Origin of the sequence: Enterococcus lemanii, assembly GCF_016909125.1 — a bacterium.
Taxonomy (GTDB): domain Bacteria; phylum Bacillota; class Bacilli; order Lactobacillales; family Enterococcaceae; genus Enterococcus_I; species Enterococcus_I lemanii.
In genome coordinates this window covers 1-13,016 of the sequence record NZ_JAFBFD010000027.1, presented here as the reverse complement: position 1 = coordinate 13,016, position 13,016 = coordinate 1, and the positions used below count along the sequence as shown (strand labels likewise).

Genomic DNA, 13,016 nt, shown 5'->3' with positions numbered 1-13,016 from the left:
AACAATTTAACCATCGTTTGCGCTTAATTGGTTGAATCTTACAAATACAAAAGTCAAAAGCACTCTAATGACATGCGTGTCATTATGGTGATTATACACTTTATTGACATGCGTGTCATTACTTTTTTTAGAAAAAGAGGTGATTTTTTATGGAAATTCTTACAAATGAGGAACGAAAAGCTTTAAAACGGCAATTAATTTTAGATGGTGCCCGACGTGTTTTTCGCCAAAAAGGCTTCATTGATGTCACTATGAAAGATATTATCGAAGAATGTCAAATTAGCCGTGGAGGAATCTACTTATATTTTGACTCCGTGGATTCAATTTTTATTGAGGTTTTAAAACAACGAACGAGTAGTAAATTTGATGGCATTCGACTAGCGGTTCAGGCCAATGAACCTTTTGAACAATTACTAGATAAGTACTTTGCCGAACACAAAGACCGATTGTTAAACCACGTGGGCCACAGCATGTTACGCGCAACCTATGAATACTACTACACGCACAAAACTGAAGAGGATCACGCTTTTCAGCAATCACAACTGCAATCGACCAAACAAACCATTTATGAAATTTTGAAGCTCGGTGTCAAACAAGGCGTCATTGTTGATGATGATTTAGACAAAATCGCTGAAAATTATATGTTTGTCATTGAAGGTTTGGGCGTTTTAGCGATTACCGGAGCAGTCACAAAAGAGCAAATTAACAATCAAATTAAAATTATGAAGTCGTTATTGCCTAAAAAAGTGAACAAATAATTTTTCAAGAGGAGCATATACAACATGGACCTTAAAAAATTCTACCGCATTAAAACGATGCAGTTTAGCATTTATCTGGTTGCAATTATACTGACTTTTTTGTACCCTCATCTTTCAACAAACTGGCCTTTTTATCTTGTTTTAATTGGTATCTTGTTAGGAAATTTACTGCCAATTCAATATCGTTCTAACTTTTTTTCAACGGACCCTGGTTTGATATTGAAGCGTGCGACTAGGCGTTTAGAAAATAGCATTGACCTTAGCGTTACTTGCATCGTTATCTTTTTTGTTTTATTTTTTAATTTTTCTTGGTAAAGTGAGATTGTAGAAAGATTAAGAGGATTGTTAACAATCACATGAAGAGAGCACAACTACCATCATTTTATTTTCACCAATAAAATGATGGTAGTTGTGCCCTTTTTTACAATCAATTTTTAATAATTTCTTTTATTTTATTTTTCAAGAAAATGCTAATCTGCATAAGAAATCTATAATTTTTACAGAAACGTGACTAATTTATCTAGTTTAATCACTTTCTATCTTTGGTAAATTATATACGTTCACAAAATGAAAGCGCTTAAAGGAGGAAGTTATGAGTAAAGTTTCTAAGGTTATTTTGACGTTATTGGTTGGTTGTACAATTTTCTTAGCAAATGGCGGCGTCGCACAGGCAAGTGAGTTCCCTTCCGTTGATTATATGAAAAAAATGGGGTTTGGTTGGAATCTCGGAAACACCTTTGACGGTTTTGATCTAAACCAAAACCTTTACGAAGAATCTTGGGGAAATCCTCAAGTAACAGATGAACTGATTCATTCAATTAAAGAACAAGGCTTTACGAGTATTCGCTTACCTTTCTCGGTGATTGATCGACAAGATGAGTCAAATAATATTGATTCTGAATTTTTAAATCGTTATACTGCTGTTGTAAAAAAAGCAGAAGAAAATGGGCTTTATGTGATGATTAACTTACATCATGATTCTTGGGAATGGCTACAGTACTGGGATGGTAATTTAAATTCAAAAGAATATCAACGCTACCTTGCTTTGTGGCAACAACTAGCAGATCACTTCAAAGACTTTAGTTCTTTCATTTCTTTTGAATCAATTAACGAACCTTTGTTTAATGAAGGAGATGCCCATAAAAAATTACAAGCAATTAACAAGGCTTTTTACCAAATTGTTAGAAACTCTGGTGGGAATAACTCTTCCCGTATGTTAATCTTACCTACTTTAATTACACAAACCGATCAAAACGAACTTGATCTAACTGCGAATGAAATCGCTAGTTATCAAGATGAAAATATTCTTGCAACGGTTCATTACTATAGCGAATGGGTTTTTAGCAATAACATGGGCATTACTAATTTCGATGAACCTTTATATGATGATTCTTCTGCTAGTGCGCGAACAAGTGTCGATGACTTATATCAAAAATTAAATCAAACTTTTCTAACAAAAGGAATTGGGGTCGTAATTGGTGAGTATGGCTTATTGGGCTATGATCGTGGGGATGATGTAAATGAATTAGGGGAATTGGTAAAATACGTCGCTTACATGTCTGAGAAAGCGCGTGAAACAGGTATTTCCCTTATGTTATGGGACAATGGTCAACATTTTGATCGTCACACTTATCAATGGAAAGTCCCTTACTTAGGACAAGCAATTCAACAATCAATGCAAGCTAGTTCTTCTTATAGCCCTATCCACGATAAATCATTTATCACAAAAGAAACAACTTCGCTTTTTATCCCAATTAAATGGCAAAATAATTCTTTAGAAGCAATTCAATTTAAAGAGGCCGCTGCATCTGATCTTTCTATAACAAAAACGTTAACAAATGAAGTCGATTATCAAGTGGTTACAGAGGGAATTGTACTCTCTTCTACTTTTTTACAAGATTTACAGTTCAATGATTTTGGTTATAAAGGACAGTTGCTTTTGCAATTTAATCAAGGCGCCTCTTGGATACAAGAATTATACTTAGCAGCAAATTTTGAATTTCTACCGGCAACAGGTATCGTTGGAGAGAGCTTTGTTATTCCGATTCAATCAAATGGCCAACTTATTCGACGTGCCAAATTGGTAAACGATATTGGTGAAGTCGTCTCAACAAATAGCTGGTGGAAATATCTAACTTTCCGCGATGAATTTTATCCTAACTACGAAGAACAATCGCTAACTTTACCAGAAAAAATGACTCATTTATTAATTGAGGGGACTTACTTTTTAACAATTGAAACATTTGCTGGTACACAAATTGAATATAAGATTGTTGTTGATGATAATCAAAAGATCAGTGGTGCGAGCCTCGTTGAATTACCTGAAAATCCAACTGAACCAAATGACTCTTCAGATTCTGACTCGTCTAGTGACTCAACTGATACTTCTACAACAACCGACTCAAAGCAAGCCGACGATGAATCCGTTACTACGGAATCCAGCAACTCTAGCGATGAGTCCGATACTACTGAGTCTAGCAGTTCTAGCAATCAGTCTGATACAACAAGCTCGAGCAGTTCTAGCAATGAATCATCTACAAAAGGGGCTTCGGTAAAAGACAAAACAAATAACAAACAAAAAAAGCTGCCCCAAACTGGCTCAAAGCAAGGAACGGTTTTCTTGATAACAATCGGCGTCTTCATTAGCCTAAGTGCTTTTATTGGCCTAATCATTCGCCAAACAAAATAAATTGGCTACCTCGCTAATTTTAAAAAAATATAAATGCAAAAACCACGCTCTTAAAATAGAACGTGGTTTTTCATGTTAATTAAAAACACTACAGGCTGTTTCTAAATCTAAAATTAAGTCGTCCGCATCTTCTAGGCCAATCGATAAACGTAACAAATCAGGGGTTAAACCATATGATTCGCGTAAGCTTTCAGGAATATCCGCATGGGTTTGGGTCGTTGGATAAGTAATTAAGCTTTCAACGCCACCTAGACTTTCCGCAAAACTAAATACGGTTAGTTTACTTAAAAAATCACTAATTTTACTTGCATCAGTTACTCGAATACTAATCATGGCCCCTTTTTCTGGGTATAAAACTTCCTTCACCCCAGTTGCATTTTTTAATGCTGCGACGACTTTCAAAGCATTTTTTTCTTGTTGATTAAAACGCAACTCAAACGTTTTTAAACTTCGAATAAATAACCAACTATCAAAAGCCGCTAGCGTCGGGCCGGTCGTATTGGCTAACCAAGCCAATCTTTCACCCACTTGTGCGTCTTTTGCAACAACTACTCCAGCTAAAAGATCATTATGCCCACTTAAATATTTTGTCCCAGAATGAACAACAATATCCGCTCCTTCGTCTAGTGGCTTTTGCCTTAATGGCGTTAGAAAAGTGTTGTCAACAATCACAATAGCACCAAATGAATGCGCAAGTTCTGCTGCTTCACGGATTGCTATTTCATTCATTAAAGGATTCGTTGGTGTTTCAATAAAAACCGCAGCGATCTGGTCATTGAGTTGTGTTTTAAGGCTAGCTAAATCGGTAAAATAATGAAATTGCGCCACTTTTTGAGCCTCTAATTCTGCAAAATAGCGGAAACTACCACCATATAAATCACGTGAAACTAAATATTGGCTACCAGCAGGAAATAAGTTAAAAGCGAGTTGTATCGCGCTCATACCTGAACTAGTCGCCACGGCTCGTGCGCCATTTTCTAACAAAGCAAGCCCTTCTTCTAAAATCTCTCGCGTCGGATTATTCGTCCGCGTATAGTCATAACCGGTGCTCTCTCCTAATTTAGGGTGTGCAAAAGTGGTCGATAAATAGATTGGGGCACTGACCGCTCCGGTTTGAAAATCCCGGCGATTGCCAAGTTGGGCTAAGTAGGTTGCTAACTTTTTATTTGTCATGTTGTTCTCCTTTTTGTTTGTTTATTTTTTAATGGCTGCCACGAGTTGCTGAACGGCTTGTTCGACATTTTGTGGAATCGTCGCTAAGTTTAACCGGATAAACCCTTGGGCATTTGGTGAGAACCACTCACCAAAATCAACGGCTAATTTGGCCGTGTCTTGTACCACTTTTTTCACCTCTTGTTCTGAAACGTACGCTCGTAAATCAATCCAAGCTAAATACGTGCCTTCAAGTGGGGTGACAATTATTTTGGGTAATTCTTTGGCAAAGGTTTCCTTTACGTATGCATAATTACTAGCCACCACAGCCAGTAAACCTTCTAACCATTCATCACCTGTCTCATAAGCTGTTTTTGCAGCGAGTTGACCAAGTAAACTATTTTCTGTTTGTTTGTAACGTTTGACCCAGTTCTCATAAAGATTGCGCTTTTCTTCGCCTGGAATCCAGACATGCGAGTTTAATAAACTGGCTAAATTAAAAGTTTTTGAAGGCGCGTTTAACACGAAAACTTCATCTAAGTAACCGAGTTCTTTAGCGACGGTTACCGTTGAAACAAAGGCATGCCCTGGTAAAATTAAATCTGAATGAATCTCATCTGAAATGACTAGCACTTGATAACGATGGCAAATCTCTAATAATTGGGCAATTTCTTCTTTATGCCAAACACGACTGAGTGGATTGTGTGGCGAACATAAGAGGAAGATTTTCGGGCGATGGGTTTTGATTTTTTCTTCAAAATCGACAAAATTTGGCACATAGCGATTCTCTACTAAAATTAACTCTGATGAAATAAGTGCTCGTTTTTGATCTTGAATCGCATGAAAAAACGGGTAGTAAACAGGTGGCTGGATTAAGACACCCTCGCCTTCTTCACTAAAACACGCAATTAAATCATAAAAAGATTGAACAACACCCGTTGAAAAATATAACCAATCTTTTTCAAATTTCGTCTGTTCATGACGGTCTTGCCAACCTTGGTAAGCTTCAAAATATCCTTGCGCAACCTGCGTATAACCAAATGCCCCATGTTCGATTCGCTGAATTAAAGCTTGTTTAACCGTTTCAGGTGTTGAAAATTCCATATCTGCTACCCAAATCGGTAATAAATCATCGGCACCAAACCGTTCTTTTAAAGCGTCCCATTTAACGGCATTGGTCCCTTGACGCTCAACGGCATATTGTTGAATGAATTGCTCTTTATCCAATTTTTTCCCTCCTTTTAAAATAAGACAAAAACGCCCCTTTAATGACCGCACAATACTGCCATTAAAGGGACGAAATCTCCGTGATACCACCCAAATTCGCATTGTCTTTACAAACAATGCCTCCATCGGTTCATTAAAAATAAACCTAGTAAGATAACGGTTACGCCCGTTTAGACCGCGTGAACGATCTAAAAACTCTGAGTTCATCTTCATTTAGCTTTTCAGTCCCTGCTTTCACCTAATCAGGGTCTCTTTGGCTGATTGACTAAACTACTCTTCTCTTCTTCGTTGTAACAACTATTATAGCTTGAGTGAAAAACGAATGTCAATGGCTTTATTGTTTATAATTGTCCGATTTTTGCTCGTTCTTCTTTCGTTAGAGCAAAATCAAAAATTTCTAAGTTTTGCGCTTGACGCTCAGGCTGATGGGATTTAGGAATGACGATTACGCCTTGTTCAATTTGATAACGTAAGATCACTTGCGCCCAAGTTTTGCCATATTTTTCACCAATGGTTGTTAAAATACTCTTCGCTTCTTCACTAACTCGCGTTAAAGGCCCCCAAGCTTCCGGTACAATTCCTTGTTGTTTCGTATAATCGATTAATGCTTGGTTCCATTTGCCTGGATGTGATTCAATTTGATTGACGGCTGGTTGAATTCGCGCATGTTCCACTAAAAATCCTAATTCTTTTTCGGTAAAGTTTGACACGCCGATTGCTTTTAATACCCCATTATCGACAAAAGATTCTAAGACGCGCCAGACTGCTAACATTTCTTCTAAGTTTTCCCACGGATGATGAATTAAATATAAATCGATCGAATCTTTCGTTCCAAGCGCCCACAAACTTTCTTGGACGGCTTGCTCTACTGCATGCGCACTATTCGTGTATTCAGCTTTTCCTGGAATTTTAGAAGTGATAAAAAATTCTTCCCGGGCAATTCCGCTTTGTTTAATAGCTTGGCCAACCACTGCTTCATTGCGATAAGCAATCGCCGTATCAAAATGACGATAACCTAAAGCAATCGCGACTAATAGTTCTTTCGTATCGTGATTAATTTCGCCCATATAATCACGATTTTCTTTCCCAAAAGTATTGGTGCCACTCCCGATTATCGGGATTTTGATGCCTGTATTTAACGTAAGATATTCCACTATTTAACCTCTTTTCTATTTTTCATTTCTTTAAGAGAAGAACGCGAGTAAAATCCCCGCCGCAATCGCTGAACCAATCACGCCTGCCACGTTTGGCCCCATTGCATGCATCAGTAGATAATTATTTGGGTTTTCTTTTTGTCCTTCAATTTGAACGACCCGAGCAGCCATGGGCACCGCGGAAACACCCGCTGCACCAATCATTGGATTAATTTTTCCACCACTTAAACGATGCATCACTTTCCCTAATAAGACCCCACCGGCTGTTCCAACTGAAAAAGCAACCAATCCTAAGAAAATAATTTTTAAAGTTGTCGCTGATAAGAACAAATCGCCATCTGCTTTTGCCCCGACAGTTAGGCCAAGTAGGATTGTAATCATATACATCATCGAATTTTGCAAAGTCTCGGCTAATTTAGGGACTAATTTACTTTCTCGAATCAAATTTCCTAGCATTAACATACTAATTAAAGTCGTGGCACTAGGAACGAGCAAACTGACAAAAATCGTCACGATAATCGGAAATACGATTTTTTCTTTCTGGCTAACTTTACGAATTTGAGCCATTTCGACTTGACGTTCTTCTTTTGTTGTTAATAGGCGAATAATTGGTGGTTGAATAATCGGAACGAGCGCCATATACGAATAAGCAGCTAAAGCGATTGGCGGCAGTAACTCTGGGGCTAAACGAGTGGTTAAAAAAATCGCCGTTGGACCATCTGCGCCACCAATAATCCCAATTGAAGCCGCTTCTTGTGGGGTCATCCCCAATACAATCGCTAAAAAAAACGCGACAAAAATACCTAGTTGCGCTGCGCCGCCAAGTAAAATGGTCTTGGGATTTGCTAGTAGCGGACCAAAGTCGGTTGAAGCACCTAAACATAAAAAGATTAGCGGCGGATAAATACCTAGTGTCGTTCCCTGATATAAATAATACAGTAAACCGCCTGGATTTTCACTGGTTTGATTGGCCATCATGCCCGCTAGTGGTAAATTCACTAGTAAAATCCCAAAGGCAATTGGAATCATTAAATAAGGTTCATATTGTTTTTTGATTCCCAAGTATAAAAATAAACAGGCTAGTAAAATCATAAAAACATTATTAAAAGTCAAATTGGCAAGACCAGACGTTTCTATTATTTGTTGTATAATTTCACCCATGTGCGCTCCCTCCTAAATCACGATGAGCAACTGATTCGATTCAACTCCTTGACCTTTCGTAACATGCACACTCGTCACCACACCATCGACAGGCGCCACAATTTGATTTTCCATCTTCATCGCTTCTAGCAAGCAAAGCGTTTCGCCTTTTTTTACCGAATCACCAACTTTTACGGTTATTTCTAATATCGTGCCTGCCATAGGGGCAACAACAGGGTGTTCATTTGAGGTCATCGCCCTTTGACTGGTGTGACTTGCCTGATTCGATGCTTTTTCGTACACTTGGACTGCGCTGTCACTTAACTCTTCTAATGTCACTTGATACGTTTGACCATCAACTGTTACTGCATACTTTTTAATCGTCATTTTCTTTGCCCCTTTCGCCTAATCCATTTTTTCAATTTGTTTTATTTTAAAAGTTTTTCCGCTAGCTCCCTCACTTGCTTGTGCTAAAGCAATAATCGCTGCAACTTTTGCTAACGGATCTGTTTGAAATAAAGCGTTGTTTTTTACTCGTTCAGGTGTCGGTAAGGGCTCTGGTTCTTTTGCACCAAAAAACTTGGCACTCACCATCATTAAAACCATTAAACCTAGTAAGACTAGAAAAACTACCGTCATTGAAAACAGCGTTAACGTCAAAACCTCCATTAATGAATATTGCATCGCGTCCACCTTTCTTTCTACTAATTCTAGCGACCTTGATTCAGCGATTAGAAAATTCCTGTCACTTCAATGATGGCCTCAGATTGTTTTAAAACAGGAGCTTGTTGCCTTTTTTCCAAAAATTGTTTCCCCACTTGTGGAAATAACGCATAAATTAAGACATCTTCCTCATTTTGTGCGAGCGGGCCAATTTCGGCGGTTAAGCGCTGGAATTCTGGGGCTAGATGATTGGCTGGGCGATCGGTTAGCACCGGATGATCACCAATGATTGCCTGGCGAAATGCAGGCGCAATGGGCACCGGCGAACGACCATACTCACCAGCTAAATAAGCCTTAATTTCGTTTGAAACCATCTGATAAGATTGACCCGTAATGACATTCATCGCCGCTTGTGTCCCGACCATTTGACTAAGCGGGGTCACTAATGGTGGATAGCCTAAATCTTTGCGGACACGAGGGACTTCTTTTAACACTTCTTCATAGCGATCCAGCGCATTGGCCTCTTTTAATTGCCCATACATATTCGATAACATCCCACCAGGCACTTGGTAAATTAAGGCTCTTGGATCGGGCGATAGCATTTTAGGATCTAGTAACCCTTCTGCCAAATAGCGGTCTTTTAATTGACGAAAATAACTCGCCGCTACTTCTAGCGCTGCCAAGTCTAGCGTTACTTGATAGCCCATTTCTTTAAAAGCGATGGCTAACGCTTCTGTTGGCGGTTGACTCGTTCCTTCACTAAACGGTGATAAGGCCGTGTCAATTCGATCCGCACCAGCTGCAACAAGGGCTTGATAGGTCATGGACGCTACACCACTTGTTCCGTGCGTATGAATAATAATGGGCAAGGTTACGACTTCTTTCAACCGTTGGACCAACTCACTGCCTCGCGCTGGGGTTAAAATACCCGCCATGTCTTTAATGCACAAAGAATCTGCCCCCATTGCCACCATCTCTTGCGCCAAAGCTACGTAGTAATCCATTGTATGGATGGGGCTAATTGTATAGGCAATGACTAATTGGGCGTCTTTCCCAGTTTTTTTCACTGCTTTTAACGAGGTCTCTAAATTGCGAACATCATTTAAGGCATCAAAAATCCGGAAAATATCAATCCCATTTTCAGCCGAGCGTTCAACAAACTTTTCAACGACATCATCCGCATAATGCCGATACCCTAATAAGTTTTGACCGCGTAAAAGCATTTGGAGTGGCGTCTTTGGCATGGCTTGCTTCATTTGTCGTAGCCGTTCCCAAGGATCTTCTTCTAAAAAACGAATACACGCATCAAAAGTCGCTCCACCCCAACATTCAATGGAATCAAAGCCAATCGTGTCCAACACTGGCAAAATCGGTAACATATCGGCAAGTGGCATACGCGTTGCCATCAAACTTTGGTGGGCATCACGTAGCACTGTTTCGGTAAAGCCAATTCTTCTTTGTTCCATGTTCTCACCTCACTTTTTTATTTTTTCAATTCTTTTAAGCAATCAAAATGACTGCTGTTATAAATGAAAGCAATGATCGAAACGAGTCTATTTCTTATATGCTAATTATAACACAAGCGCTTACATTTGTTGGTTTAGAACTGTCTTATCTTAAAATCATGGAAATAAAAAGTAAAGCTAAAAATAATTTGTCCACAACTAAAAAAACGCATCAACGAAAATAAATAACCATTGATGCGTTAGCTAATTTTAGTTTGTTTTTGGAAGAAGCTCGGTTAAATCAAATCCCGTATTCATGTCTGAGTAAATGGAACACACAACAAATAATTCTTTGCCCCCAAACTCCACTTGCTTGTACCGACCAAACGAGGCAGGGATATGGTGATGGCCATGGATGACGCCAATTATCGAATACGCTTGAAATAGGCTTTCAATTCGTTTATCTGCACAAGTATACATTGGGTTATAGGCCGGACTTCTTGGTGATAGACGGCTTAATTCATTGCATAAAGGCGCATGCGAAATGATAACGGTTGGCGTTTGCTTATCTTCTCCTAGTAAGTGCGTTAACGTCTGAAATAAATAACGTTGCCAATCCTTTTTCCTTTGCACAGAGGCAACCGGAATGGTTAAGCCTAAATAACGAACCCCATCGTGAACGAAACTTTGATTATGCAAAATTCTTAATTGCGGAAACCTTGGTTGTAAGGTCTCTTGTACCATTTGATAAAAAGGGTGGTCGCCAATTGGCAGTAAATACCACGCCTCTTCTGGCTCTGCTAATAATTGCTGAAACCACTGATACTTTTGAAAAGGTGCCCACTTTTCTCTTTCTTCTTTTGTCGCTGTTTCTGTTGGTAAAGCAGCGATTAACTCATGATTGCCTAAGACATAAAGACCGGTAAGGGTAGCATTTTGCATTGGTGCGTCTGTCAAATCACCTGCGATAAGATTAAACCTATGATTGATAAAAGGAATTTCTCCGTTTGTCACATGCAAATCAGAAACGACATTGATCACATTGAAATTTTCATTGGGTAAAACTTTTTCAAAATAGTTTTCTAACTTAGCTGGCTTTACACTATGAGCAAGGTAATTTTTTCGAACCTCTGAAAGCTCTCGCCCAAATACCGAACGACGCAATGGCGCTGGCTGGCTAGTTTGAGCAAGAAAGCTTGGTTTACTAGACGGTGGTTGCTGCACGCGTGGCAATAACGCCAAAGCTTGTGTGACATCTGAATCGGCATAAATAAATTGCGGCAATTGCGCTGTTTTGACACCGTCTGCTGTATAATCTAACCATTCAATCTTTTTACCATTCGTAGTAATCGGCAACGATTGTGTGAGCTTTAATAAAAAATTTAAGTACGAAAAAACATACCCGGAGATACCTGTTTTAACATTTTCAGTGTATAAAAATTTTCCTGCTAAATTGGCAGACAACGGACCTGTCTCATCGTGTTGCAGCAAGCGGCCTAAGATTTGAATCTCAAGTAACGGGTCTTGAAAAATTGCGTGATACGCCTGGCTGACTTCAAGCGAATTTTCTGCTAACACTTGCTGACTGACTTGAAAAAGACTCAAGGCTAAATACTTACGCACGTTTGGTTCATGCCGTTCAATATATTGCCGCACTTCATTTGGATGGAGCAAGTATTGCACCGCGGCTCGCTGAATATAATGACGCGCCGTATCATAAGGAATGGCGGAATACACCAAGTCCCCACGCGAACGAATCTGTAATTTCTTTTCTTTTACATGATAGACCAATTCAAAATCGTCATCGCGAAAAAGTGTTTTGTTGACCGGACGTCGCTTATTTTCTGGGTAACGAGCGAAATAAGGCGTTAACTCAAGTGGCCAATTTTGCCAGTCTTTTTGAGGAACGATGGCGTTTTTTTCTTCTTCTAACACTGGCTATCCCCCCTTCTTTTCGTTCAGTTGAATGCTTTGATTATACCATGAACAAAAAAGAGACGATGACAGGCGTTCGCTCCAAATAATCAAAAAGCAACGCCTACCCTCTTCTCTTTCTACTAAAAAGATCCAATTAAAAAATCTTGTAGCAAATAAATCACCACTAAGTGAATCGGATAAAAATAATAAAACAGTTCTTTTTGCCAACGAGCCCCCGTACCACCGCGCTCACCATTGTAGTAATAAATAAATGGTAAAACACTAATCATCATGTACTCATTACTAAAAGTTAAAACTTGGTAGAGACTGCCTATATCTGAAATCGTGAAATAGTTAAATAACGTATGCGCTAAAAGTAAACCACAAACCAAAGACACCGCCAGCGCAATCCGTTTAAAATTGCCTCTAAAAAAATAGAAAATCAAGGCGATGGGTAGTTCATAGAGGCCGCCTTCACTAATCACTAAAAATGGCAATAACACGATCAAACCGAAAATGATACCTACACGTTGAAACTTACTGATCTGCCCTTTACGGATCGTATCAATCCCCCAAATTAGGAGCAATAATAAAGCCAAAGTCGTTAAAATATTTTGCCCTTGTAATAAGAGGAAAAAATCAAATTCTCCGGTAATCGGATGCGTCAAATCACGACCACTCCATAAATTGTGACTAATATTGATGCCATACATGAATACCCCACCCAAAAAGAGGCGCCAGAAGTACTTTTTCTTACTACGAGTCACTAATGGTGTGTAAATAAAATAAGAATATTCAGATAATTTACTTTTCAAAAAAATGTTAAAAACGAAGAGTGCTCGCGCAGAGGATGACCTTTTTCCAGAAAATT

11 protein-coding genes and 1 other annotated feature are annotated in these 13,016 nt (G+C 39.0%); of the genes, 2 read left to right on the top strand and 9 right to left on the bottom strand.

The features are described from left to right. Window positions 1–149 precede the first annotated feature (149 nt). Window positions 150–758: a TetR/AcrR family transcriptional regulator gene (locus tag JOD14_RS08630; RefSeq protein WP_204654422.1), complete on the top strand. Its 609-nt coding sequence runs from the start codon at window positions 150–152 to the stop codon at window positions 756–758. A 592-nt stretch (window positions 759–1,350) separates the two neighbouring features. After that, entirely contained in the window at window positions 1,351–3,447 is a 2,097-nt protein-coding gene (locus tag JOD14_RS08625; RefSeq protein ID WP_204654421.1) for a cellulase family glycosylhydrolase, read from the top strand. A 75-nt stretch (window positions 3,448–3,522) separates the two neighbouring features. On the opposite strand, the gene JOD14_RS08620 is transcribed toward JOD14_RS08625, so the two are convergent. The 9 genes from JOD14_RS08620 to JOD14_RS08580 all read right to left on the bottom strand — a co-directional run bounded on the left by JOD14_RS08620 (window position 3,523) and on the right by JOD14_RS08580 (window position 12,858). Next, on the bottom strand, window positions 3,523–4,620 hold the full coding sequence (locus tag JOD14_RS08620; protein WP_204654420.1) for a PLP-dependent transferase: 1,098 nt from the start codon (window positions 4,618–4,620) through the stop codon (window positions 3,523–3,525). Window positions 4,621–4,641: 21 nt separating this feature from the next. Continuing rightward, complete coding sequence (locus JOD14_RS08615; protein WP_204654419.1) at window positions 4,642–5,826, bottom strand: MalY/PatB family protein; 1,185 nt, start codon at window positions 5,824–5,826, stop codon at window positions 4,642–4,644. Window positions 5,827–5,888: 62 nt separating this feature from the next. Next, window positions 5,889–6,121 (bottom strand) — a binding site (T-box leader). A gap of 46 nt (window positions 6,122–6,167) precedes the next feature. Then, the gene (locus JOD14_RS08610) at window positions 6,168–6,980 is read right to left on the bottom strand and encodes an aldo/keto reductase (RefSeq protein ID WP_204654418.1); all 813 of its coding nucleotides are present in this window, start codon (window positions 6,978–6,980) and stop codon (window positions 6,168–6,170) included. A gap of 30 nt (window positions 6,981–7,010) precedes the next feature. Beyond that, on the bottom strand, window positions 7,011–8,141 hold the full coding sequence (locus JOD14_RS08605) for a sodium ion-translocating decarboxylase subunit beta (protein WP_204654417.1): 1,131 nt from the start codon (window positions 8,139–8,141) through the stop codon (window positions 7,011–7,013). A gap of 12 nt (window positions 8,142–8,153) precedes the next feature. Beyond that, window positions 8,154–8,507 (bottom strand): DUF2118 domain-containing protein, encoded by a 354-nt coding sequence (locus JOD14_RS08600; protein ID WP_239576149.1) that lies wholly within the window; start codon window positions 8,505–8,507, stop codon window positions 8,154–8,156. A gap of 18 nt (window positions 8,508–8,525) precedes the next feature. Next, the gene (locus JOD14_RS08595) at window positions 8,526–8,804 is read right to left on the bottom strand and encodes an OadG family transporter subunit (protein WP_204654416.1); all 279 of its coding nucleotides are present in this window, start codon (window positions 8,802–8,804) and stop codon (window positions 8,526–8,528) included. 47 nt (window positions 8,805–8,851) lie between these two features. Continuing rightward, entirely contained in the window at window positions 8,852–10,249 is a 1,398-nt protein-coding gene (locus JOD14_RS08590) for a pyruvate carboxylase subunit B (protein WP_204654415.1), read from the bottom strand. Window positions 10,250–10,498: 249 nt separating this feature from the next. After that, a complete protein-coding gene (locus tag JOD14_RS13555; protein ID WP_204654414.1) occupies window positions 10,499–12,163 on the bottom strand; it encodes a metallophosphoesterase in 1,665 nt (554 codons plus the stop codon). Window positions 12,164–12,285: 122 nt separating this feature from the next. Beyond that, window positions 12,286–12,858 (bottom strand): TraX family protein, encoded by a 573-nt coding sequence (locus JOD14_RS08580; protein ID WP_204654413.1) that lies wholly within the window; start codon window positions 12,856–12,858, stop codon window positions 12,286–12,288. Between the last annotated feature and the right edge of the window lie 158 nt (window positions 12,859–13,016).

Bases quoted from the DNA above. Each gene is read 5' to 3' on its own strand.
- JOD14_RS08630 (WP_204654422.1), top strand. From the start codon at position 150: ATGGAAATTCTTACAAATGAGGAACGAAAAGCTTTAAAACGGCAATTA.
- JOD14_RS08625 (WP_204654421.1), top strand. From the start codon at position 1,351: ATGAGTAAAGTTTCTAAGGTTATTTTGACGTTATTGGTTGGTTGTACA.
- JOD14_RS08620 (WP_204654420.1), bottom strand. From the start codon at position 4,620: ATGACAAATAAAAAGTTAGCAACCTACTTAGCCCAACTTGGCAATCGC.
- JOD14_RS08605 (WP_204654417.1), bottom strand. From the start codon at position 8,141: ATGGGTGAAATTATACAACAAATAATAGAAACGTCTGGTCTTGCCAAT.
- JOD14_RS08600 (WP_239576149.1), bottom strand. From the start codon at position 8,507: ATGACGATTAAAAAGTATGCAGTAACAGTTGATGGTCAAACGTATCAA.
- JOD14_RS08595 (WP_204654416.1), bottom strand. From the start codon at position 8,804: ATGCAATATTCATTAATGGAGGTTTTGACGTTAACGCTGTTTTCAATG.
- JOD14_RS08590 (WP_204654415.1), bottom strand. From the start codon at position 10,249: ATGGAACAAAGAAGAATTGGCTTTACCGAAACAGTGCTACGTGATGCC.
- JOD14_RS08580 (WP_204654413.1), bottom strand. From the start codon at position 12,858: ATGTATGGCATCAATATTAGTCACAATTTATGGAGTGGTCGTGATTTG.